Annotated in this window: 21 protein-coding genes; 18 read left to right on the forward strand and 3 right to left on the reverse strand. The window is 64.7% G+C overall.

The genetic code is table 11. The annotated features are described in order from the left end of the window. Window positions 1-10: 10 nt before the first annotated feature. The 8 genes from AB7F10_RS13250 (at window position 11) to AB7F10_RS13285 (ending at window position 9,278) form a co-directional block, all read left to right on the forward strand. Window positions 11-901, forward strand: coding sequence for a VOC family protein (locus AB7F10_RS13250; protein WP_428562309.1), 891 nt, complete (start codon window positions 11-13; stop codon window positions 899-901). A gap of 78 nt (window positions 902-979) precedes the next feature. Next, the gene (locus AB7F10_RS13255; protein ID WP_428562307.1) at window positions 980-2,044 is read left to right on the forward strand and encodes a C4-dicarboxylate TRAP transporter substrate-binding protein; all 1,065 of its coding nucleotides are present in this window, start codon (window positions 980-982) and stop codon (window positions 2,042-2,044) included. 14 nt (window positions 2,045-2,058) lie between these two features. Beyond that, window positions 2,059-2,628 (forward strand): TRAP transporter small permease, encoded by a 570-nt coding sequence (locus AB7F10_RS13260; RefSeq protein ID WP_428562305.1) that lies wholly within the window; start codon window positions 2,059-2,061, stop codon window positions 2,626-2,628. 2 nt (window positions 2,629-2,630) lie between these two features. Next, window positions 2,631-3,959, forward strand: a complete 1,329-nt coding sequence (locus AB7F10_RS13265; protein ID WP_428562303.1) for a TRAP transporter large permease — start codon at window positions 2,631-2,633, stop codon at window positions 3,957-3,959. Window positions 3,960-3,980: 21 nt separating this feature from the next. Then, window positions 3,981-5,624: a CocE/NonD family hydrolase gene (locus AB7F10_RS13270; protein ID WP_428562301.1), complete on the forward strand. Its 1,644-nt coding sequence runs from the start codon at window positions 3,981-3,983 to the stop codon at window positions 5,622-5,624. A gap of 207 nt (window positions 5,625-5,831) precedes the next feature. After that, the gene (locus AB7F10_RS13275; RefSeq protein WP_428562299.1) at window positions 5,832-7,112 is read left to right on the forward strand and encodes an amino acid ABC transporter substrate-binding protein; all 1,281 of its coding nucleotides are present in this window, start codon (window positions 5,832-5,834) and stop codon (window positions 7,110-7,112) included. 80 nt (window positions 7,113-7,192) lie between these two features. Beyond that, window positions 7,193-8,176 carry an amidohydrolase family protein gene (locus AB7F10_RS13280; protein WP_428562297.1) on the forward strand — a complete coding sequence of 328 codons (984 nt, stop codon included), beginning with the start codon at window positions 7,193-7,195 and terminating at the stop codon, window positions 8,174-8,176. Between the two features lie 37 nt (window positions 8,177-8,213). Next, window positions 8,214-9,278: a maleylacetate reductase gene (locus AB7F10_RS13285; RefSeq protein ID WP_428562295.1), complete on the forward strand. Its 1,065-nt coding sequence runs from the start codon at window positions 8,214-8,216 to the stop codon at window positions 9,276-9,278. Here the strand turns inward: AB7F10_RS13285 and AB7F10_RS13290 are convergent. Further along, window positions 9,275-9,775 (reverse strand): MarR family winged helix-turn-helix transcriptional regulator, encoded by a 501-nt coding sequence (locus tag AB7F10_RS13290; RefSeq protein ID WP_428562293.1) that lies wholly within the window; start codon window positions 9,773-9,775, stop codon window positions 9,275-9,277. The genes AB7F10_RS13285 and AB7F10_RS13290 overlap by 4 nt on opposite strands. A gap of 87 nt (window positions 9,776-9,862) precedes the next feature. Beyond that, a complete protein-coding gene (locus AB7F10_RS13295; RefSeq protein WP_428562291.1) occupies window positions 9,863-10,372 on the reverse strand; it encodes a flavin reductase family protein in 510 nt (169 codons plus the stop codon). A 225-nt stretch (window positions 10,373-10,597) separates the two neighbouring features. On the opposite strand from AB7F10_RS13295, the gene AB7F10_RS13300 reads away from it, so the two are divergent. From AB7F10_RS13300 to AB7F10_RS13340, 9 genes are all read left to right on the forward strand, one after another. After that, window positions 10,598-11,812, forward strand: coding sequence for an acyl-CoA dehydrogenase family protein (locus AB7F10_RS13300; protein ID WP_428562289.1), 1,215 nt, complete (start codon window positions 10,598-10,600; stop codon window positions 11,810-11,812). Between the two features lie 61 nt (window positions 11,813-11,873). Next, complete coding sequence (locus tag AB7F10_RS13305) at window positions 11,874-12,878, forward strand: TRAP transporter substrate-binding protein (protein WP_428562287.1); 1,005 nt, start codon at window positions 11,874-11,876, stop codon at window positions 12,876-12,878. A 3-nt stretch (window positions 12,879-12,881) separates the two neighbouring features. Next, window positions 12,882-13,388 carry a TRAP transporter small permease gene (locus tag AB7F10_RS13310; protein ID WP_428562285.1) on the forward strand — a complete coding sequence of 169 codons (507 nt, stop codon included), beginning with the start codon at window positions 12,882-12,884 and terminating at the stop codon, window positions 13,386-13,388. Between the two features lie 9 nt (window positions 13,389-13,397). Next, window positions 13,398-14,675, forward strand: a complete 1,278-nt coding sequence (locus AB7F10_RS13315; protein ID WP_428562283.1) for a TRAP transporter large permease — start codon at window positions 13,398-13,400, stop codon at window positions 14,673-14,675. Window positions 14,676-14,742: 67 nt separating this feature from the next. Then, window positions 14,743-15,603: a VOC family protein gene (locus AB7F10_RS13320; protein WP_428562477.1), complete on the forward strand. Its 861-nt coding sequence runs from the start codon at window positions 14,743-14,745 to the stop codon at window positions 15,601-15,603. Then, window positions 15,600-16,469, forward strand: coding sequence for a VOC family protein (locus tag AB7F10_RS13325; RefSeq protein WP_428562281.1), 870 nt, complete (start codon window positions 15,600-15,602; stop codon window positions 16,467-16,469). Before AB7F10_RS13320 ends, AB7F10_RS13325 begins: the two co-directional genes overlap by 4 nt. Before the next feature lie 69 nt (window positions 16,470-16,538). Next, a complete protein-coding gene (locus AB7F10_RS13330; RefSeq protein ID WP_428562279.1) occupies window positions 16,539-17,702 on the forward strand; it encodes an acyl-CoA dehydrogenase family protein in 1,164 nt (387 codons plus the stop codon). A 259-nt stretch (window positions 17,703-17,961) separates the two neighbouring features. After that, window positions 17,962-19,122 (forward strand): epoxyalkane--coenzyme M transferase, encoded by a 1,161-nt coding sequence (locus AB7F10_RS13335; RefSeq protein WP_428562277.1) that lies wholly within the window; start codon window positions 17,962-17,964, stop codon window positions 19,120-19,122. 51 nt (window positions 19,123-19,173) lie between these two features. Beyond that, complete coding sequence (locus AB7F10_RS13340) at window positions 19,174-20,181, forward strand: cobalamin-independent methionine synthase II family protein (protein WP_428562275.1); 1,008 nt, start codon at window positions 19,174-19,176, stop codon at window positions 20,179-20,181. Window positions 20,182-20,191: 10 nt separating this feature from the next. Here AB7F10_RS13340 and AB7F10_RS13345 read toward each other — a convergent pair whose 3' ends face one another. After that, window positions 20,192-21,640 (reverse strand): enolase C-terminal domain-like protein, encoded by a 1,449-nt coding sequence (locus AB7F10_RS13345; RefSeq protein ID WP_428562273.1) that lies wholly within the window; start codon window positions 21,638-21,640, stop codon window positions 20,192-20,194. Between the two features lie 262 nt (window positions 21,641-21,902). Between AB7F10_RS13345 and AB7F10_RS13350 the strand changes: the two genes are divergently transcribed. Further along, window positions 21,903-23,060 carry a mandelate racemase/muconate lactonizing enzyme family protein gene (locus AB7F10_RS13350; protein ID WP_428562271.1) on the forward strand — a complete coding sequence of 386 codons (1,158 nt, stop codon included), beginning with the start codon at window positions 21,903-21,905 and terminating at the stop codon, window positions 23,058-23,060. Window positions 23,061-23,110: the final 50 nt, after the last annotated feature.

A 23,110-nucleotide genomic window follows, 5' to 3' on the forward strand; every position in this document is an offset into this window, starting at 1 on the left:
GAGTGAGACCATGATTCGTGTCCGCAAGATCGCGCACGCCTGCTACGAGGTCCCCGACCTCGACAAGCAGGTCGAGTATTACACCGACATCCTCGGCCTGACGCTGTCGGCCAAGGACAAGGAGGCCGCCTATCTGTCGAGCACCATCGACCATCATTCGGTGATCCTGAAGAAAGGCGCGCAGGCCAAGTGCACCCATATCGGCTTCCAACTCGGGCCGGAGGACGATCTCGGCGCCTTCGAGAAGCAGACCGCCGCGCACGGCATCAAGACGACGCGCAAGAAGGATCCGGAGCCGACGATCTCCGACATGGTGAGCTTTGCCGACTCGAAGGGCACCACCATGGAGGTGTTCAAGCGGCCCGATCCGCAGCACCAGAAGTTCCAGACCAAGGGCGTCATCCCGCACAAGCTCGGCCACGTCGCGTTCCACTGCACGGACGTCCAGCAGGCTACCAAGTTCTATTGCGACGTGCTCGGCTTCCGCGTGTCGGACTGGATGGGCGACTTCTTCTCGTTCCTGCGCTGCGGCGTCGACCACCACACCATCAACCTGATCGGCACTGGCTCGGACCGCCACTTCCACACCGCGTTCGAGCTGCGCGACTGGTCGCACATGCAGACGGCCTGCGATTTCCTGAGCCAGAACGGCTACCGCATGCTGTGGGGTCCCGGCCGTCACGGCATCGGCCACAACCTGTTCTGCTATCACCAGAGCCCGTCGGGCCTCATCACCGAACTGTTCGCCGAACTCGATCAGATGAAGGACGAGGAACTCGGTTACTTCGAGCCGCGTCCGTGGCACCGCGACAATCCGCAGAAGCCGAAGGTGTGGCCGAAGGATCCGAACGCGGCGAACCTGTGGGGTCCGATGCCGCCCGACGAAATGATGAAGCTCTAACCGACTGACGACGCAAAAGTCGCGGCGCGGCTCGACCCGCGCCGCGGCGGCAACAACAAAGAACCCAGGGAGGAAACCATGATTGCAAGGACGCTGGGAGCCGCGTTGCTCCTGACTGCGATGACCACTTCTGCCTTCGCGCAGCAGCGCGTGACGTTGACGGTCGCGGCCGGCCAGCCGCCGGCGGCGCTGCCGTCGCTCGCGCTGGTCAACAAGTTCTTCATTCCGGAAGTCAACAAGCGCATCAAGGACGCCAAGATCGACTTCGTGATCGACTGGAAGGAGGCCTATGCCGGCTCGCTACTGAAGCCCTATCAGATGCTCGACGGCGTGAAGGACGGGCTTGCCGATATCGGCTTCATGCCGACCATCTTTTTCCCGGACAAGCTGCCGCTGGAAAACATCACGCTGGTCGCGCCGTTTCTGACGACCGACATCGTGCTGTTGTCGCGCGTGATGAACCGCCTGCACGACACCTTGCCGGCCTTCACGCAGCAGTATGACAAGTTCAATCTCGTCCGCCTCGGCGGCACCGGCGCCGATTCCTTCGAACTGCTGACGACCTTCCCGGTCAAGTCGATCGACGATCTCAAGGGTCACAAGATCGGCACAGCCGGCGCTGCGCTCGCCTGGCTGCGCGGCACGGGCGCGACGCCGGTGCAGAGCAACATGATGGAGTACTACAACTCCGCGAAGAACGGCGTGTTCGAAGGCTTCATCGTCTTCCCGTCGTCGTTCCCGGCCATGAAGTACCCGGAAGCAGCGCCCTATATGGCGAAGGTCGGTTTCGGCGCCCAGTACTCGGTGGTGCTGACGATGAACAAGGACAGCTTCAAGAAGCTGCCGCCTGCCGTGCAGAAGATCATGCACGAGGTCGGCCGCGAATGGGGCGCGAAGTCCGACGAGGCCTACATGACCGCGGGCGAGAAGGGCTACAAGTCGCTCGATGGCTTCAAGGCCAAGCTCTATGTGTTCCCCGAGGAAGAGCGCAGGAAGTGGGCCTTCGCGATGCCGAACATCGCCAAAGAGTGGGCGGCGTCGATGGAGAAGCAGGGCATCCCCGGCAATCAGGCGCTCAAGGCCTTGATGGACGAGGCGCGTAGCGCCGGCATCAAGCCGGTCCGCAACTGGGACCGCGAGTAGCTGCCGGTCCTGCGATGGTGTCCGAACCGCACCTCCAGCAGGCCGACGACGGCCCGGGCGTCGATCCGCCCGGGCCTCCGGCGCGCCCGGATTCGATGTTCGGGTGGCTCGCCGTCGGCCTGAGCGTCATCGGTACGCTGCTGATCGTCATCATGACGGTCGCGGTGAATACCGACATTCTCGGCCGCGATCTGTTCAATCACCCGGTCGCCGGCGTTACGGAGTTCATCGGCCTGTCGATCGTCGCGGTCGTGTTCCTGCAGATGGCGAACACCGCGCGCGAGACCCGGCATATCAACAACGATCTGATCATCGCCGTCGTGCATCGCTACAGCCCTCCACTGGCACGCAAGATTCATGCGCTGTTCGAACTGGTCGCCGCCATCCTGTTCGGCCTGATCGTCTGGTTCGTCTGGCCGATCTTTGTGGCCAATTATTACGGCGGATATTTCAAGGGCACGCTGGGTTACGTCGAGATCCCGCTCTGGCCCTTCAACGGCATCGTCGTCATCGGCGCGGCGGCCGCGGCGATCCAGCATCTGGTCCTGGCCTGGCGCGCGTCGCGCGAGCGCGGGGAGGCTTGAGCATGCCCGATATGGTCATCGGCGCGCTGTGCCTGGTCGGCAGCCTCATCCTGATCCAGAGCGGCATGCACATCGGCGTTGCGATGATGATGCTGTCGTTCCTCGGCGTCTGGTCGATCAAGAGCTTCGCGGTCGCCGGCAAGCTGCTCGGCAATTCGGTCACCACCTCGATCGCGTCCGACGATTTCGGCGTTATTCCGCTGTTCGTCATCATGGGGCTGTTCGTGTCGGTCACCGGCATGGGGCGCGACACCTTCGACGTCGCCGCGCAACTGACGCGGCGACTGCGCGGCGGCCTCGGCATTGCGACCGTCGCGGCCAATGCCGTGTTCGCGGCCTGCACCGGGACATCGATCGCGTCGGCCTCGATTTTTACCAAGGTTGCGGTGCCCGAAATGGTTCGTCACGGCCACGGCAAGACATTTGCCGTTGGCGTGGTGTCCGGAAGCTCGGTGCTTGGCATGCTGATCCCGCCGAGCCTGCTGATGATCGTGTTCGGCGTTCTGTCCAACACGTCGATCGGCGACCTGTTTACGGCGGGCATCCTGCCGGGGCTGCTGCTCGCGGTGTGCTTCAGCATTTGCATCTTCACCCTGTCGTACTGGCGTCCGGATTTCGTCTTCTCCGGCAAGCAGGGCCGGGTGGTCGATCACAACGATCCGGTACTGGTGCTCATTAGAAAAATGTTTCCGATCTGCCTGCTGGTCGCGATCGTGCTCGGCGGCATCTATGGCGGCTTCTTCACGCCGACGGAGGCGGGCGGTGCGGGCGCGCTCGCGGCGTTCCTGATCGGCGTCGCCCGGCGCGAGATCACGCCCAAGGTGTTCTGGGAGATCGCGATCGAGGCCGGCAAGGTGACGGCGGCGGTCTGCTTCCTGCTGATGGCGGCGCAGCTTTACTCGCAGATGCTGACGCTCTCGGGCCTGCCCTATGCGGTCGGACAGTGGCTGCAAACCGCGCAGCTCGGCTTCGTCACCGTGCTGTTCGGCTATCTCGTCGTCGTCGTCATCATGGGCTGTTTCCTCGACTCGCTGTCGATCATGCTCATTCTGCTGCCGTTCGTGCTGCCCGTCATTCAGGGCTTCGGCACCAACATGATCTGGTTCGGCCTCGTGACCATCGTCGCCATCGAGATCGGGCTGCTGACGCCGCCGCTCGGCATGTCGGCCTTCGTCGTCAAGGCGAACCTGAACGATCCGGAGGTGCGGACCTGGGACATCTTCAAGGGCACGATGCCCATGACGATCACCATGGTCCTGTTCCTCCTCGTCATCGTTATCTTCCCGTCCATTTCACTGGCATTGCTCGGCCGAAGCTGGAGTTGGTGGTAGCCGCGCATAACGGAGCGCAACGTGAGCGAAGAGCAGCACTACAAGAAGCATCATGAGCTTGCGGTCGACGCCGACGTCGGCGTCACGATGCGTGACGGAACGCGGCTTTCGGCGCGGGTCTATCGTCCCGCCGCGCCCGGCCGTTATCCGGTTCTGCTCGCCGTTTCGCCCTATCAGCACGAGACCGACAGCCTGCCGCACTCCACGCTTTTCTTGTGGCGCGAGGTCGGGCCTTATCAGTGGTATGTCGAGGCGCACGGCTATGTCGTCGTCCATGTCGACGTGCGCGGCACCGGCCTGTCGCAGGGCACCTACAACTTCATCGACAGGACCGAGCAGCAGGATCTGCACGAGATCGTCGAGTGGTGCGGAAGCCAGCCGTGGAGCAACGGCCGCGTCGGCGGTTACGGCCAGTCTTATTACTGCTGGTCGCAGTGGTTCATGGCGATCGTCAATCCGCCGAGCCTGAAATGCATCGTGCCCTATGACGGCGCCGTCGATATCTATCGTGACGTCATGTATCATGGCGGCATCTACTGCGATTTCCTGCCGTGGTGGTACCAGATGGTGCGGGTCAACAACCTGCACCGGCCGCCGGGCCAGCCGGCCGGAAAGCTGCTCCCGCGCGACATCGCGCGTGAATTCGCCGAACACGACACCTACGACGACTTCTGGAAGGAGCGCTCGCCCTGGGAGCGGCTCGACGAAATCAAGGTGCCGACGCTGTCCATCGGCCACTGGGGCAAGATGGCGCTGCATCTGCGCGGCAATCTACTCGGCTATGAAAAGATCACGGCGCCGAAGCGGCTGGTCGTCACCGGGGCGCGCGACGTCTTCGAGGCCCACGACCAGTTCGACAAGATCGCCTATCACGAAACGGAAATTCTGCCGTTTTACGATCACCACCTGAAGGAGAAGCCCGCGGCGCAAGCGGCGCCGGTGAAGCTTTATATTCGCGGGCTCGAAAAGTATCGCGACGAGAACGAGTGGCCGCCGAAGCGGGCGGAAAGCCGTTCGCTCTATCTGACGGCGGCGAAGGCAGGCGCTGTCGCTTCGCTCAACGACGGCGGTCTGTCCTGGGACGCGCCGAAAGGCAACGCCGAAACCGCGGTCGATTATCCCGACCCGCGCTGGAAGCTCGGCAATGTCGCGATGGGACCGGCGGGGCCGGACCCGGTTGCGCGCGTGCTGACCTTCACCACCGCGCCCTTCGAGCAGGACTTCGATGTCACCGGACCGGTGGTGCTCGAACTGTTCCTGTCGACGAGCGCCATCGATACCGACGTGTTCGTGAAGCTCGCCGACCAGGCGCCGGGCGAAGCCGGCAAGCCGGGCCGGGCGGTCAACATGAGCAAGGGTTGGTTGCGGGCGTCGCATCGCCGCAAGGACGAGGCGCTGTCGACGCCGACGCGGCCGTTCTACACCCATACCGATCCGCAGCCGGTGCAGCCGGGCGAGATCATGAAACTCGAGATCGAGGTGCTGCCGTTCTCCAACCTGTTCAGGAAGGGGCACCGGCTTCGTCTGGAAATTTCCAACAGCGACTCGCCGATCACCGACGGGTTGTTCACCCATCAATACAGCTGGTTCAAGGTCGGGCGGGACACGATCCACCACAGCGCCGCGCATCCGTCGCGGTTGGTCCTGCCGGTGGTGCCGGGATGACGGCAGTGCCGCAACGCCGCATGACGGGTCGGCGGAGCGGCATGCCGGGGGCGATCCGCCGCAGGCGGAAGAAATTACTTGCAAATGAAAATAAATACCGGGAATAGTATCGCAACCTGACGGCAGTCTCGTATGTCCCCGAATGGGCGCGCGATGCCGGTCCAACGCACCGCAAGAGTGCGAGCACATAGCCAGGGAGGGCAACACATGTCGTTCGGAACAAAGACGTTCGGAATGGGTACGCTTGCTCGCCGAATTCTCGGCGTCGCATTCGCTCTATCGCTGTGCCTGTCCATCGCGCCGGCACAGGCCGCCGATCCGATCAAGGTCGGCTTCAGCATGGCGCTCACCGGCGCGGTCGCGCCGAACGGAAAGCAGATGCTGATCGCGCTGGAAATCTGGCGCGACGACGTCAACGCCAAGGGCGGACTGCTCGGCCGTCAGGTCGAACTGGTCTACTACGACGACCAGAGCAACCCGGCCAACGTTCCCGGCATTTATCAGAAGCTGCTGAAGGTCGATAACGTCGACCTGCTGGTCGGTCCCTATGCCACCAACATGGTGGCGCCGGCGATGCCGGTCATCATCGGGCAGAAGAAGACCACGATCGGCCTTCTCGCGCTCGGCATCAACCAGCACTTCAAGTATCCGCAATATTTCTCGATGGTTCCGGCGGGCCCGGACGGCATCAAGTCGTTCTCGGAGGGCTTCTTCAAGATCGCGTCCGAGCAGAAACCGAAGCCGAAGACCGTCGCCATCATCTCGGCGGACGCCGAATTCGCGAAGACCGCCGCGGGCGGGGCGAAGGCCAATGCCGAGAAATACGGTTTCAAGGTCATCTACGACCAGAGCTATCCGCCGCCGACGCAGAACTTCAGCCCGATCGTCCGCGCGGTGAAGGCGGCCGATCCCGACATCGTGTTCGTCGCCTCCTATCCGCCGGATACCGTCGGCATCGTGCGCGCGATCCACGAAACCGACTACAAGCCCAAAATGCTAGGCGGCACCATGATCGGCCTGCTGGCGACGCCGCTGCGCGCGCAGCTCGGTCCGCTGATGAACGGCATCACCATCATGGAGAGCTTCACGCCGGCGCCGACCTTCAACTTTACCGGCCTGCAGGCGGTGCTGGCCGAGTACGGCAAGCGCGCCCACGGCCAGAAGATCGATCCGTTCGGCTACGGCTTCGTCCCGTTCGCCTACGCGGCGGGGCAGATCCTCGCCGAGGCGGTGATGCAGACCAAGGGCGTCGATAACGCCAAGATCGCCGGCTACATCCGCTCCCACGAGTTCGACACCGTCGCCGGCAAGATCAAGTTCGGCAAGGACGGCGAGTGGGCGCAGTCCCGCATGGTGTTCAGCCAGTTCCAGAACGTGGAGCCCAACAACTTGATGCAGTTCAAGGACACCAAGCATCTGCCGGTGGTCTGGCCGGAAAAATACGCGACGGGGAAGTTCATCTACCCCTATGCTGACGCCATGAAGTAACGGCGGTGAGAAAGCGTGCTGGCCGCATCGCCATGCGGCCAGCATTTTTTTGACGAAGGTTGGCGAAGGAAGAGGTCGTCATGAAAGGCAAGATCGCGCTCGAGGAGCATTTCGCCATCGAGGAAACGCTGGGTGACTCGCAGGTGTTCGGCGCCCATGTGTGGCCGCAACTGCGCTCGGGTCTGCTCGACATCCAGACCAAGCTGATCGCCGAGATGGACAAGACCGAAGTCGAGATGATGATCCTCTCGCTCAACGCGCCGGCCATCCAGGCGATCGCCGACCGCAAACGTGCGGTCGAAGTCGCCAAGCTCGCCAACGACGCGCTGGCCGAGCACTGCCGCAAGCGGCCGGACCGCTTCGCCGGCTTCGCCGCGCTGCCGATGCAGGATCCGGATGCTGCGGCGCGCGAACTCGAACGCTGCGTCAAGGATTTTAAATTCGTCGGCGCGCTGGTCAACGGTTTCAGCGACAGCGGCGATCCGAACAACCTGCTGTATTATGACCTGCCGCAATATCGTTCGTTCTGGAAAACGGTCGAGGCGCTCGACGTGCCGTTCTATCTGCATCCGCGCAATCCGTTGCCGGACCAGATTCCCGGCTATCGCGGGCATAACTGGCTGCTCGGCCCCAACTGGGCCTTCAATGCCGAAACCTCCGTGCATTCTCTGCGGCTGATCGGCAGCGGCCTGTTCGACGAATGTCCGAAGCTCAAGATCGTGATCGGCCATCTGGGCGAGGGCATTCCCGCTCTGCTCTGGCGCATCGACCACCGCAACGAGTGGATGAAGGCGCCGCACAAATACGCGGCGAAGGGCTGGGTCGCCGACTATTTCCGCAAGCACTTCTGGATCACGACGTCGGGCAACTACAGCACCAGCGCGCTGAAGCAGGCCATCGAGGAGCTTGGATCGGACCGTGTGATGTTCTCGGTCGACTGGCCGTTCGAGGATCCCGCCCAAGCCGGCAAATGGATGGACACGACCCCGATCTCGGAAGCCGAACGCAAGAAGGTCGGCCGCGACAACGCCATCGGTCTGTTCAAGCTGCCGCTGAAGTCCTAAGACGCCGGGACACCCCGGACGTCATCGGAGGCCGCCCGTGCGCCCGTTCCGCTACTCACCGCTGCCCGCCAACGTCGTGTTCGGTTTCGGCACCGTCTCGGCGCTGCGGGAAGAGGTCGAGCGCCTCGGCTGCAAACGCGCGCTGGTGGTGACGACGCCGGAGCAGGGCGCGCTCGGCGATCTCGCCAAAACCCATCTCGGGCCGGTGTTCGCCGGCCTGTTCGCGCAGGCGCAGATGCACACGCCGGTCGATGTGTCCGAGCGGGCGCTGGCTTATGCGCGGGAGGTCGGGGCGGACTGCGTCGTCGGCCTCGGCGGGGGCTCGACCACCGGGCTCGCCAAGGCGCTGGCGCTGCGCACCGACATGCCGCAGGTCGTGGTGCCGACCACCTATGCCGGATCGGAAGCGACGCCGATCCTCGGCGAAACGGCGGGCGGCCAGAAGACCACGCAGCGCACGATGAAGGTGCTGCCGGAAACCATCATCTACGATGTCGACCTGACAATGTCGCTGCCGAAGCGGTTGAGCGCGGTGTCGGGCATGAACGCCATCGCGCATGCGGTCGAAGGACTTTACGCGAAGGAACTCGATCCGGTGATCGCGCTGCTGGCGGAGGACGGCATCCGCGCGCTGGTGAAGGCGCTGCCGGTGATCGACGAAACTCCCGACGACCGCGAGGCGCGGTCGGACGCGCTGTACGGCGCCTGGGCCTGCGGCACCGTGCTCGGCGCCGTCGGCATGGCGCTGCATCACAAGCTCTGCCACGTGCTCGGCGGCAGCTTCAACCTGCCGCATGCGGAGACGCATGCGATCGTGCTGCCGCATGTCGCCGCCTATAACCGGCGTTATGCGGGCGAGGCGATGGCGCGCGTCGCCGCCGCTATCGGCGCGCCGGACGCCGCCGCGGGCCTCTATGGCCTCAATCGCCGGCTCGGCATTCCACTGGCGCTCAGGGATATCGGCATGCCGGAAGACGGCATCGACAAGGCGGTCTCTGCTGCGGTGGCGTCGCCGTACTGGAATCCGGGCCCGGTCGAGGCCGGGCCGCTGCGGCGGCTGTTGCAGAACGCTTACGAAGGAAAAGCGCCGGAGGCGTTCTAGCGCTTGCGGCGCGACGCCTTGGCTTTCTTTTCGGCCTTCTGGCGCGCCAGAAATTCTTCGTCCAGAGTCTGGATGTTGGAAAACAGCTTGATCAGCATTTGCTTGAGCAGGCGCAACTCGCGCTCCTTCATGGTGCGGGTCGCGACATCCTCGTAATGCGAAGCGATCGGAATGATCTTCTCGGTCATCGCCCGGCCGCGTTCGGTCAGGCTGACGCTCAAGGCGCGGCCGTCGGCGCCGGAGCGGCGGCGCACGATGTATTGCTTGCGCTGCAGGGAAACCAGCAGCCGCGACAGCGTGGAGATGTCGATGCTGGTGCGTTCGGCGATGTCGCCGAGCCGCTGGTCGTCGCGCTCCCACAGCACGACCATGACGCGCCACATCGGCAGCGTCACGCCGAGCGGGGCGATATCGCGGCCGAAGGCGAGGCCGATTTTGACGCCTGCGCGGTTGAGCAGGTAGGGAACGAAATCGGCGAGCGCGAAGCGGTTCTTCATGGACCGGAGCCGGAGGATGGGCTTTTTCTCCTATCCTCAAGCGCTGAATCGCGCAAGTCGCCGCTGTAAAGCCGCGGGGTGCGCAACTCAGCGTCGGACGGCCAGCGGTCCGCAGACCCCGTAAGCGCCGTCCTGATAGAGCAGCGGCGCAATGTCGTCCCGCAGCCTGACCTGCTCGACATTGCCGAAAAACACGCTGTGGGAGCCGTGCGGCACCGCCTGCGCCTTGGCGCAGAAGATCGCGACCTGCGCGTCGCGCAGATAGGGGATGCCGAATTCGTCGTCGTCCCACTCGCCCTGCGCGAACCGTTCCGCGCTGTGCGGTTGCGCGAAGGTCCGCGACACCGCCGACTGTCCGGCGTGCAGCACGTTGACGCAGAAGCGCGGCGAGCGTTCCAGCATCTCGAACAGCCGCCCGTTGCGGTTGACGCAAACCAGCAGCGAGGGCGGGTCGAGGCTGACCGAGGTGACCGCGGTGGCGGTCATGCCGTGGCGCGCGCCGTCGAGGCAACTGGAGACCACCGAAACCGTCGCGGTAAAGCGCCGCATCGCGGCGCGGAAACTGTCGCGAAGTGGGGCTGCGTCGTCGCCCGTCATGGTGCCGGTCCTCATGGTGCCGCTCGTGCCGGCGCGGCTTGCTGTTTCGAAATTACTTGCAAATGCAAATATAAAATATCAGACTGCAAAAGTCCAGCGGATGCGGCGGCCCGTCATCTCGCATCTGCGAAGCGGCGCGTGCCGAGTGCGAAATACTTGCAATCGCAAATTAAATTCTTGACCCCGGCGGCGCGGGTGGGGCTTACTGGGAAAGGAGAGAAGCTCATGGCTTTGACGGCGGTTCACGATGCGAAAGCGGCGGCGCAGAAGCCGCCGGTGAGCGAGCTGATCGAACGCGCGCGTGAGATCGGCGCGCTGGCGCGCGAGCGGGCGCTCGAAACCGAAAAGCAGCGTCATGTGTCCGCCGATCTCGTCGGCAGGATGCGAGACGCGCAGTTGTTCCGTGTCATGCAGCCGGCGCGTTTCGGCGGCTTCGAATACGGCTATGAGGTTTTCGTCGAACTGGTCGCCGCCGTCGCGGCGGGCGACGGTTCGACCGGCTGGGTCTACAGTCTCGGCGCGGTGCATCCCTGGCTGATTGCCTGCTACCCGGAAGAGGCTCAGCAGGAAGTCTGGACCCAGGATCGCGACGCCATCGCCGCGGTGTCTTACGCGCCGACCGGCAAGGCCACCGCGGAGAAGGGCGGCTATCGTCTCAGCGGTCGTTTCAGCTTCGCGAGCGGCGTCGACAACGCCAATTGGGGTATCCTCGGCGGCATGATCCCGCTGGAAGGCGGCGCGAAGCCCGGCTTCTTTCTGATCCCGCGCACGCAATTCACCATCGACGACGACTGGTTCTCGATGGGGCTCGCCGGCACCGGCAGCAAGACCATCGTGGTCGACGACCGGTTCGTGCCGGCCTACCGCACGGTGACCTTCGCCGACATGCTGACCGGCTCCGGTCCCGGCACCGCCACCAACCCGAACCCGCTCTATCGGCAGCCGATGCTGGCCGTCGTGCCGCACTGCCTCGTCGCGCCGGCGCTCGGCATGGCGCGCGGCGCTCTCGAAGCGTTCCGGCAGCAGGCGATGGGGCGCACCACGCGCGGCGCGGTCGCCGGCGGCAACAACAAGATGACCGAATTCACCACCGTACAGATGCGCTTTGCCGAGGCCACGGCCTTGATCGACGCGGCGGAACTGATGATCCACCGCGATATCGCCGACACCTTTGCGACGGTGGCGGCCGGCAGGCAGGCGGACGTCGCCCTGCGTATGCGCAACCGGCTGACGCACTCCTTCGCGACCAAGCTGCTGACGCAGGCCGTCGATGCGCTGTTCCTCGCGGGCGGCGGTCAGGCGCTCGGCGTGCAGCATCCCATGCAGCGGTTCTGGCGTGACATCCATGCCGCCAGCTCTCACATCAGCCTCAACTGGGACTCGGTGTCGGCGATGTATGGGCAGCACGTTTTCGGGCTCGAACCGCGGGGGCAGTACTGATCCGAAGGTGGGCGGCGCCGGCGCGCCGCAAAAACACAACAAACGAAAACGGGAGGTTTCAATGAATATCGTCGTCCGATGCGCCGCGGCTCTTTGCGCCCTGTCGGCGCTCGCCATGCCGGCGCAGGCCCAGCAGTTCACGATGAAAATCTCGTCACCGACCATCAACGACGTGACGCAGCAATGGGCGAAGGAATTCGCCGCCGGCCTCAAGGCGCGCGTCGGCGACAAGATCAAGGTCGAGTTCTATCCGGCGAGCCAGCTTGGCCAGATCCCGGCCACGGTCGAGGGCGTCGCGATGGGCACCATCGAGGCGGTCGCGCCGGCGAGCGGCTTCTTCATCGGCCTCGAGCCGCGCTTCCAGGTGTTCGACGCGCCCGGCCTGTTCAAGGACATGGCGCATGCGCAGCGCGTGCTGGCTGATCCGCAGGTGCGGGCGCGGCTCGCCACCTTTGCCTCGGCCAAGGGCATGGAGATGATCGCGGCGTGGCCGCACGGCCCGATCAACCTCGTGTCGCACAAGGCGGTCCGCAAGATCGGCGATTTCCAGGGCCAGAAGATCCGCGTGCCGGGCGCTGCGCCGCTGCAGGTCAAGCCGTTCGAGGCGCTCGGCGCGCAGCCGGTGTCGATGCCGCTCGGCGAGGTGCTGTCCGCCATGCAGAACCGCACCATCGACGGCCTGATCGCCGCCGCCGCGGTGTTCACCGCGTTCAAATATTACGACGTCGCGAAGGCGATGACCCCGCTGCCGCAGTCGTTCCTGGTGGTGCCGGCCATGGCCAACAAGGCGTGGCTGAAGTCGCTCGGCCCCGAGCTTGAAAAGGCGGTCCGTGAGGAAGCGCTTGCCGCCCAGCGCAAGGTCGAGACGTTCGCCATCGACGATGTCGCGCGCACGGCGGGCGTCTGGAAGAGCCACGGCGGCGAGGTCATCACGCTGCCCGAGGCCGACGTGAAGGCCTATCTCGCCAAGGTCGAGACCATCGCTCCGGCGGTGCTGAACGCCAACCCGGCGACCAAGGGCGACTTCGAGCTCATGTCCGCCAAGGCGAAGGCGCTGAGCCAGTAGCGAATGACGGAGAAGCCGCATCTCCTCGACCGTTCGGGCGACGCGGTCGCCTGGACGGTCGAGCACGTCCTCGCGATCGCGTTGATCCTCGCGGTGCTGCTCAACGTCGTCAACGTCGTCGGCCGCTATCTGACCGGTGTGACGTTGACCGGCGGCGACGAGATCGAAATCTACATTCTGATCTGGATCGCCTTCCTCAATGCCGCGGCGGTGAGCTGGCGGCGCTCGCATTTGCGGATGGATTTGATCGTCAAGGCGATGCCACCGCGGCTGCAGCTTGCGGTCAACGCGATCGAAGCGATCGTGACGGTCGTACTGACCGCCTTCGTCGCCTGGCAGTCCTTTCTTTATGTCGAGCGCATTTTCAATCTCGGCGCGGTGAGCGATCTCGCCCGGCTGCCGACCTGGATTCCGCACAGCGCCGTCTTCATCGGCTTCGCGCTGATGGCGGTCATTGCCGTCATCAACGGCCTGTTCCGTGCCCGCCGTGCGGGCGCGAGCGACGTCTGAGCGCGCGTCATGACCTTTGCGCTCGGCATCCTGCCCGTCGTTCTTCTGCTGCTCGGCTTTCCGGTCTTTCTGGTGCTGCTCAGCGCGGTGTCGGTGGCGCTGGTGTTCTACATGCACATGCCGCTGGCGGCGCTGCATCAGAACCTGTTCGGCTCGATCAACGCTTATGCGCTGCTCGCGATCCCTTATTTTATCTACGCCGGCGAGCTGATGGGGCGCGGCTCGGTCGCCCGCCGCCTCGTCGACTTCGTGCAGGATGGCGTCGGTTCGGCGCGCGGCAGCCTCGGCGTGACGACGGTCGGTGTCGCCACCATCTTCGGCGCGATCTCCGGCGTGAGCGCCGCCGCGGTCGCGACCATCGGCAAGATCATGTATCCCTCGATGGTCAATGCCGGCTATCCGAAGCATTTCGCCGCGGGGCTCATCACCGCGGTCGGCGCCATCGACATCATCATCCCGCCCAGCATCCCGATGATCGTCTACGGCGCGGCGGCGCAGGAATCCGTGCCGCGCCTTTATGCCGCCGGCATCGTGCCGGGGCTGCTGATCGCCCTGCTGATCGGCGGTTACGTGGTGTTCCGCGCCGCGCGGGACAATTTCGGCGCGCCGGTGCCGTTCGATCTGTCGCAGTTCCTGCGCTCGACGGGACGAAGTCTCTGGGCGCTCGGCGCGCCGGCGATCATTCTCGGCGGCATCTATGGCGGCGTGTTCTCGCCGACCGAGGCGGCGGCGGTCGCCTGCGTCTATGCGATATTCGTCACGCTCGTGGTGTTCCGCGAACTGTCGGTCGGCGACATTGCCGAAGCCGCCGCCATCACGGTGCGCTTTACCTCGCAGATTCTCATCATCGTCGCCTGCGCCGGCGTGTTTGCCTGGGTGCTCACCGTCAATCAGGTGCCGGCCACGCTGGTCGGCTGGATCAAATATCTCGACGCCTCGCCGTGGCAGTTCCTGCTCGTCGTCAACGTGCTGCTGCTGGTGGTCGGCTGCTTTCTCGATCCGCTGTCCGCGATCCTGCTGCTGACGCCGCTGCTCGTGCCGGTCGCCAAGGCGCTCGGCATCGACACCGTGCATTTCGGCATCGTCTTCATGGTCAATCTGGCGATCGGCCTGTTCCATCCGCCGTTCGGCATCAATATCTTTGTCGCGCAATCGGTGCTGGGCATTCGCCTCGAAACGATCTATCGCGGCATCATTCCGTTTGTGGTGCTGTACCTCGTCGCGCTGGCGCTGATCACCTATGTCCCGGCGATCTCGCTCAGCGGCATGCGGCTGGTGTTCAACTGAGGCTCTTTGCGGCGCAGGTCGCCGCGGGTTAGTCTGCGGCGTTGGTGGAGGTGCCGGTTTGAGCGTCGTGTTTCGCGATCTGCGCTATGTGCGTGTCGAGGTGGACGATCTCGACGCGGCGACCCGTTTTGCGGCGGATATCTTCGGGTTGCAGCCCGCCGACCGCAGCGACGCGCACGCCATGTTCCGGTCCGACATGCGGAATTACGCGCTCTGCTACTCGCGGGCCGGCGACGGCAATGCGGTGGCGCTCACCGTCGCGTCGGCGGCCGATCTCGACGCCGTCGAGAAGCAGCTCACGGCGGCCGGCTACAAGCCGCGCCGTCTCACCGAGGCGGAGGCCGACGTCCGGCAGGCCAAGCAGGTCCTGGCGGTGAAGGCGCCGAACGGCGTTACCGTCGAGATCGTCTGGCGGCCGATGACCTCGGGCTGGCGCTATCACGGGCCGCGCGACGCCGGCATCGTCGGCTTTCAGGCGGTGTCGCTCGCCTGCAAGGATATTATCGCGAACGAAAAGTTCTGGACGCAGGGGATCGGCCTGCGGGTGTCGGACTGGGCCGGCGAGACCGTTTATCTCGCGCTCGACGACGCCCATCACCGCGTCGCGCTTTATCCATCCCAGCGCAATGCGCTGCTCGGCGCCACCTGGGCGGTCGAGGGCAAAGACAACATCATGGTGAACTGGTATTTTTTCCAGAAGACGCAGGTGCCGGTCGTCGCCGGGCCCGGCCGGCAGGCGGCGTCGAATGCGATGTTCGTGACGACGCGCGGCCCCGGCGGCCTGCTGATGAGCTACGCGACCGAGATGGACGAAGGTCCGCACATCGCTGCGCGCGGCCCGCGGCAGTTCGCAGGGTCCGCGCTGTCGCATTGCGCCTGGGGCTCGCCGACCGAGCAGCCGGAATTTTTGGGAGGAGACGTCCCGTGATCGAACTCAACGACGTCGTCTATTGCCGCCTCGGCACCACCGATCTCGCCGGCGCCGAATGGTACGCGATCAACATTCTCGGCCTCGAGGTCGCGGAGCGGCGCAAGGGCGCGACCTATTTCAAGTCCGACCATCGCGCGCACACGCTCTGCTATGTCGAGGGCGACCCGGAAGACCAGATCGTCGCCTTCGAACTCGGCCGCAGGGAAGACCTTCAGACCGCTGCCGCGCAGCTCGAGACGCTCGGCCACCGCGTTCACACCGGCACGCCGGAAGAATGCGAGATGCGCCATGTGCGCGAGATGATCCGCTTCAAGGATCCGACCGGCAACGTCGTCGAATTCGTGGTGCGGCCGGAAACCACCGGCCAGCGCTATCACGGCACCCGCGACGCCGGCATCACCGGCTTCTCGCATGTCGGCCTCTGCACCACGGACGCCGTGCGCGACGAGGAGTTCTGGACCACCGTCTGCAACGCGCGCGTCTCCGACCGCATCGGCGACGCGCCGCTGATGCGGCTCGGCACCATCCATCACTCGATCGCGCTGTTCCCGTTCCACAAGCCGGGCATCCAGCACATCAATCATCAGGTCGGCGGCACCGACGACATCCAGCGCAGCTTCAATTTCGTGCGCGAGCATCAGGTCAAGATCACCTTCGGTCCCGGCCGCCACCCGACTTCGTCGGCGCAGTTTCTCTATTTCACCGGCCCCGAAGGCATGACCTTCGAATATTCGACCGGCGTGCGCGAAATCCACGACGAGCCGGCCTGGCGCGACCGCCAGTTCCACTTCGCGGCGAAGGGCTTCTGCCAGTGGGGCGCCGCGCCGCAGATCGCGGCGTTCCGGGAAGACCGCTCGGCGTGACGGGCCGGCCGGCTTGCCGGCCCACGATGCCTCGCCCATAACACTCGCCGGACGGGCCAGGAGCAGGGCATGCAGACGATTGCCGGCGATCAGCATCGGGATATCCGCGAGGCGGTGCGGGCGCTATGCGCCGAATTTCCCGCCGAGTATCACCGCAAGGTCGATGCCGAGCGCGGCTACCCCGAAGCATTCGTCGATGCGCTGACCAGGGCCGGCTGGATGGCCGCGCTCATTCCGGAAGCCTATGGCGGCTCCGGCCTTGGGCTGACCGAGGCTTCCATCATCATGGAGGAGATCAACCATGCCGGCGGCAATTCCGGCGCCTGCCACGGCCAGATGTACAATATGAACACGCTGGTGCGGCACGGCTCGGAGGAACAGCGCAAGCGTTACCTGCCGAAGATCGCGACCGGCGAACTGCGCCTGCAGTCGATGGGCGTCACCGAGCCCACCACCGGCACCGACACCACCAAGCTCAAGACGACCGCCGTGAAGAAGGGCGACCGCTACGTCATCAATGGGCAGAAGGTCTGGATCAGCCGCGTCCAGCATTCCGACCTGATGATCCTGCTCGCGCGCACCACACCGCTCGATCAGGTGAAGAAGAAGTCGGAAGGCCTGTCGATCTTCCTCGTCGACATCAAGCAGGCGATGGCGAAGGGCATGACGGTGCGGCCCATCCTCAACATGGTCAATCACGAGACCAATGAGCTGTTCTTCGACAATCTGGAAATCCCGGCGGAGAACCTGATCGGCGAGGAAGGGCAGGGCTTCAAATATATTCTCACCGGGCTGAACGCCGAGCGCACGCTGATCGCGGCGGAATGCATCGGCGACGGCTACTGGTTCATCGACAAGGTCGCGGCCTACGCGAAGGAGCGCGTCGTGTTCGGCCGTCCCATCGGCCAGAACCAGGGCGTGCAATTCCCGATCGCGGAAAGCTTCATCGAGGTCGAGGCGGCGAACCTGATGCGCTTCGAAGCGTGCCGGCGTTACGACGCGGGCGAGCCATGCGGCGCGCAGGCCAACATGGCGAAATACCTCGCCGCCAAGGCGTCGTGGGAGGCGGCCAATGCCTGCATCCAGTTCCACGGCGGCTTCGGCTTCGCCGCCGAATACGATGTCGAGCGCAAGTTCCGCGAGACGCGGCTCTATCAGGTGGCGCCGATTTCCACGAACCTCATCCTGAGCTACGTCGCCGAGCACATTCTCGGCCTGCCGCGTTCGTTCTGATCGCGGCGCGGGCGAGGCGGCACCGGAATGGGCCGGCGCATCGCGGGCCGCAATGCCCATCGCCGTGGCGCGAACCTCGTGGGCAAACAACCGACGATAGCGTCAAGGAAAAGTGCGGTGCGGCCCGGCTACCGGCGCGATGCGGCTATGCGCCCCAATCGGACCGGTGCGGCTTGAAATCCCGGCGCACCGGAGTAACAATCTAGTTAATTACATAGGCGCGCACGGCGCCAGCACGGAACGAACGGGAGAAAACGCGATGAAGACCAGCGGCGAGCGCATTCTCACCACCCATGTCGGCAGCCTGCCGCGGCCGGCCGATCTTCATAAGATGACGGTGGCCAAGCAAAAGGGCGAAAAGGTCGACGAGGCGGCCTATCAGGCCAAGATCAAAGAGTCGGTCGCTGCAATCGTGCGCAAGCAGGCCGAGCTTGGCATCGACATCGTCTCCGACGGCGAGATGAGCAAGCCGAGCTTCATTACCTATATGAACGACCGTCTCGCCGGCTTCGAGATGGACACCGCCGACCGCAACCAGAGCCCCTGGGTCGGCTCGCGCGAGGTCAAGGCGTTCCCGGACTATTACGCGCCGCAACTCGCCAATGTGCACACGCGCCACGTTCACTTCATCTGCTCCGGTCCGGTGAAGTATCGCGGCCAGGCGCAGCTCAAGGCCGATCTAGAAAACCTGAAAGCCGCCCTGAAGGGCGTGAACGTCAGCGAGGCTTTCATTCCCGCGACGTCGGTGTCCTCAATCGAGGACTGGAACCGCAACCGCTTCTACAAGAGCGACGAGGAATACCTGACCGCGCTGGCCGAGGCGATCGGCGAGGAATATCGCGCCATCGTCGATGCCGGCTTCGTGCTGCAGGTCGACGATCCGCACCTCGTCACCCATTATGTCTGCCATCCCGACGAGTCGATGGAAGACTGCCGCAAGTGGATCATGCTGCGCGTCGAGGCGATCAACCACGCGCTGCGCGGCATCCCGAAGGACCGGGTGCGCTTCCACACCTGCTACGGCATCAATTTCGGCCCGCGCGTCCACGACATCGAGGCGAAATACATCGTCGACATTCTCGGCCGCATCAATGCCGGGGCTTTCTCGTTCGAGGCCGCCAATCCGCGCCACGAACACGAATGGACGAGCTGGCGCGACGCCAAACTGCCGGACGACATCATCATGATCCCCGGCATGATCACCCAGTCGAACGTCATGGTGGAGCATCCGGAGCTGGTCGCGCAGCGGCTCGGCTACTGGATCGACGCCTTCGGCCGCGAGCGCGTCATCGCCTCGACCGATTGCGGCTTCGCGAGCTTCGCGGGCAACGACGAAATCCACGACAGCATCGTCTGGGCCAAGTTTCAGTCGCTGGTCGAGGGCGCCCGCATCGCCTCGAAGCGGCGCAAGGCGGCCTGATCGGCTGCCGGACCCAACACAGAACAACACACCTCCAAGGAGCGTTCAGAAATGCCGGCACCGCGTATTCAAACCACGACAGTCGGGTCCTATCCGGTTCCGGATTGGCTTGTCGCCCTGCCGTCCGAACAGGCCGTGATCGACGCCACCCGCGTCGTCATCCACACCCAGGAAATGGCCGGTATCGATCTGGTGTGCGACGGCGAGCTGTATCGCTTCGACGTCAATCACCCCGAAACCAACGGGATGATCGAGTATTTCCTGCTGCCGATGTCCGGCGTGCGGCGCGAGATCGGTTTGGCCGAGTGGCTCAACTTCAAGAAAGAGCCCGGCATGGAATTTCGCGCCAAGCCCTCTGGCGTCGTGGTCTCCAAGCTCGGCCCCGGCTCGCTCGACCTGCCGACCGCCTGCGCGCGCGCCAAGGCGCTCGCCACCAAGCCGCTGAAGTTCACGCTGACCGGTCCGCATATGCTGGCCAAGATGGCGCTCAACACTCACTACAAGGACAAGGCGGAACTCGCCTTCGCCATCGCCGACGTGCTGGCCGAGCAGGTCAAGCACATCGACGCCCCGGTGATCCAGGTCGACGAAGCCAATCTGCCCGGCTCGCCGGAAGAATGGAAATGGGCGGCGGAGTCGATGAACCGCGTCCTGAAGGCGATCCCGACCGTTCCGTCCGTGCATCTGTGCTTCGGCAACTACGGCGGCCAGACCATCCAGAAGGGCGGCTGGGATCAGCTCATCGAATATCTCAATGCGCTGCACGTCGACCACATCGTGATGGAGAACGCGCACCGTCCGCCGCAGGAGCTCGAGGTGTTCAAGGGCCTCCGCAAGGAGATCGGCTTCGGCCTCGGCGTCGTCGACATCAAGCAGACGGTGATCGAGTCGGCCGATCAGATCGCGCGGCAGATCGAAGCCGCCGACAAGGTGCTGGGCGTCGGCCGGGTCAAATACATCCACCCGGATTGCGGTTTCTGGATGCTCAAGCGCAGCATCGCCGACGGCAAGATCCGCGCGCTGAAGCGCGGTCGCGACCTCTACGAAGGCCGTAACTAAAAGGCGGTCTTTAGAAAACAGTCTTGGCCGGCTGGGCGAGTGGCGAAAGCCTCGCCCAGTCCGGCGAGGCGCCCGAGGCAAAGCCCGGCGCGGCCAGCGAGCCGATCTGCAGACGGCCGCCGTTGATGCGCAGCCGCACGGCGCCGTGGCTCTTTTCGTAAAGATCGGGATGGGCGGCGAGAAACGCCGCCTGTTCCGTTTCCGGCAGGCCCATCATGCCGTTGACGTAGTGGTGGCCGTTGCGTTCCACATGCGTCAGCCCGATCAGGTTGATGAGCGCGATGTCCTGCTGCACGGCGAGTCCGGCCTGCGTGGTCAGATCTTCGCCCGTCATGAAATAGCGGCCGGGTGCGCCTTGCGCGTTCCATTGTGCGCAACGCGCGGCGTTCAGGATCGACTTGTACAAGCCCTTGCAGCACTTGCTGGAGACGCCGGCATAGCCGAGCGATTTCGCGCGCGGGAACACGTCGAGGCCGTCGTCGGACTCATCGATGATGACCGGCTTGACCGTCGACAGCGCGGAAATATCGCCGTCGAGCGCATGCGCGCGGGTGATCGGCTGCTCGATGAAGGCGATGCTGGCGACGAGGCGCTTGAGCGCCGGCGCTGCCGTCATCCGCCGCCACAGGTCAAGCAGTGCGCCGAGGTCGTTGTATTGCTCGTTTCCGTCGAGCGAGGTGACGTAAGGCGTCTCAATTTTGTCGAGCACCGTGGCGATCTCGGTGAGCCGTTCGAGATCGGTCCGCGGCTCTCCGCCGACCTTGAGCTTGAAATAGGTGTGGCCGTAGGTTGCGGCGACCTCTTCGAGCGACTCCGGCAGCCCGTCATTTACCTGCTTCGGGTGCCCGGCGATGACATCGACCAGTCCGACGGTGTGGCGCGCTGCGACGCTGTCCGCCGGCGAGAGCCGGCCGAGAAACGCGGCCATGTCGAAGCCGGCAAGATCGCTTGCATGGTCGCCGACATGAGCGAACCGCGCCGGGTCGATGCCGGCAAGGTTGCCGCGCATCGCGTCGTAGAACGACACGCCGGAGAGCCGGCACAAGGCGTCGAGCACGGCGCGGTCGATCTGCGCCGGACCGAAATTCGAGACCAGCCTGTTGAGGCCGTGCTTGGCGCCCGCCGCGATCTGCCCGTCATAATGCGCGGCGAAATGGCCGAAAGCGGTGTCGGCATCGCCCGCCGTATAGGCGCTGGCCGCGAGCCGCAGCGCCAGCCGCAGCTGGTCGAAATTGTCATTGTTCGACAGCGCGAGGTTCTTGTCGAACCATTTCGGCGCGAGGATTTCCGCCGCCTGACCCCAGGCCGAGCGGCCGTCCGCCGTCTCGATCCGCGCCCGCACGAAGCATTGCGGCGCCTCCGTCAGCGTCACCACGCCGAAGCGGAACGGCATGCGCAGCCGCACGTCGCGCTCGTAAAGCGCGATCTCGCGGACACGGAAAATCGGGGTCGCAGTCATGGTCTTCTCATCTGCGTCGCCGCTGCCGGGGCGGGCGCGCCCGGATGACGCAGCATCCCGGCAGGCTCCTTATATCCCATTGTTCGGCCAAGGTTCTTTTCGATTCCAGACTTTGGTCTGAGACCGTAATTGGCATCATTCGAATTTTTTGCTCGCACCGATCTAACCAGATAGTTAAACTGCTTGGCAACCTCCCGCGCGGCCATCGCAAAATAGGCCGCAACTCAGGGAGGACGAGAAAACGTCGGGAGGATCGCGTCGGATGGCCCGGATCGTGGGCGTCGATATCGCCAGGGTGGATTACCCGTTTGTCGGCGAGTTCAAGTTTTTCCGGACGCCGGAGCGGCCGACGATCCTGCTGCGCCTGACCGACGACGACGGCCGCGAGGGCTTCGGCCAGTCGGTGCCGGTCGAAAGCTGGACCTACGAAACGATTGAATCCGTCGAGACCACGCTGCGCGGCTATCTCGCGCCGGCGGTGCTTGGTGCCGACCCGCGCGATCTCGACGACATACACGCGCGCATGGAGCGCGCGATCCGGCCGTCCTTCTCGGTCGGCCAGCCGATCGCCAAGGCCGCGATCGATCTCGCCTGCTACGACCTCTGGGGCAAGCAGGTGAACAAGCCGGTGAGCAAGCTGCTGCCCGGCGGCAGCCTGACCGGAGAGAACGCGAGCGAGGTCCGCCTGAGCTGGACTGTGCAGTCGCCGACCATCGCCGGGGCGGAGAAGGCGCTCGAGCAGGGCCGCGCGCTCGGCTATTCGAATTTCAACATCAAGGTCGGCACTCCCCAGACCCCGGATTACGATCTCGAGCTGGTCCGCACGGTGATGAACTTTGCCCCGGACGGCTTCCACTGGTGCGACGCCAACACCAGCTATTCGCTCGGCACCGCGAAGCGCATGGCGCCGAAATTCGCCGACCTCGGCCTCAAGGCGATCGAGTCGCCGCTGCCGCCGAACCGCTTCCGCGACTATCAGGCGCTGAAGAAAATGGGCGCGCTGCCGGTGCTGATGGACGAAGGCATCGTGTCGCCGGTCGAGGTCGCCGAATTCATCGCGCTCGACATGTTCGATGGCATTGCCATGAAAGTCGCCCGCTGCGGCGGCTTGTGGAACGCCTCGCGCATCGCGACGCTGCTGCACGACAACGGACTTCTGCTGTACGCCTCCGGCCTGACCGATCCGGAACTGTCGATGGCGGCGTCGGCGCACTTCTTCGGCTGGGCGGGCCTTCGGCTTCCGGCCGCGCTCAATGGACCGCAGTATATTGCCGACCGCGGCACGACCGATGCGGCATTTCGCGCGCGCGGCGACCTTTTGCCGGTTCCCGGCGGTGCGGGTCTCGGTGTGACGCCGGACAGCCGTGCCTTGCGTGCGCTGGCCCCGGCCGCGCGCATGCGCGACGTTCTGCCAGCTTAACGGGTTGTTTTACCGGCACAGGGGCTTTGCTAGTCTGATGGTTAGAAACA

The organism is Pseudolabrys sp., from assembly GCF_050250095.1.
Classification (GTDB): Bacteria; Pseudomonadota; Alphaproteobacteria; order Rhizobiales; family Xanthobacteraceae; genus Pseudolabrys.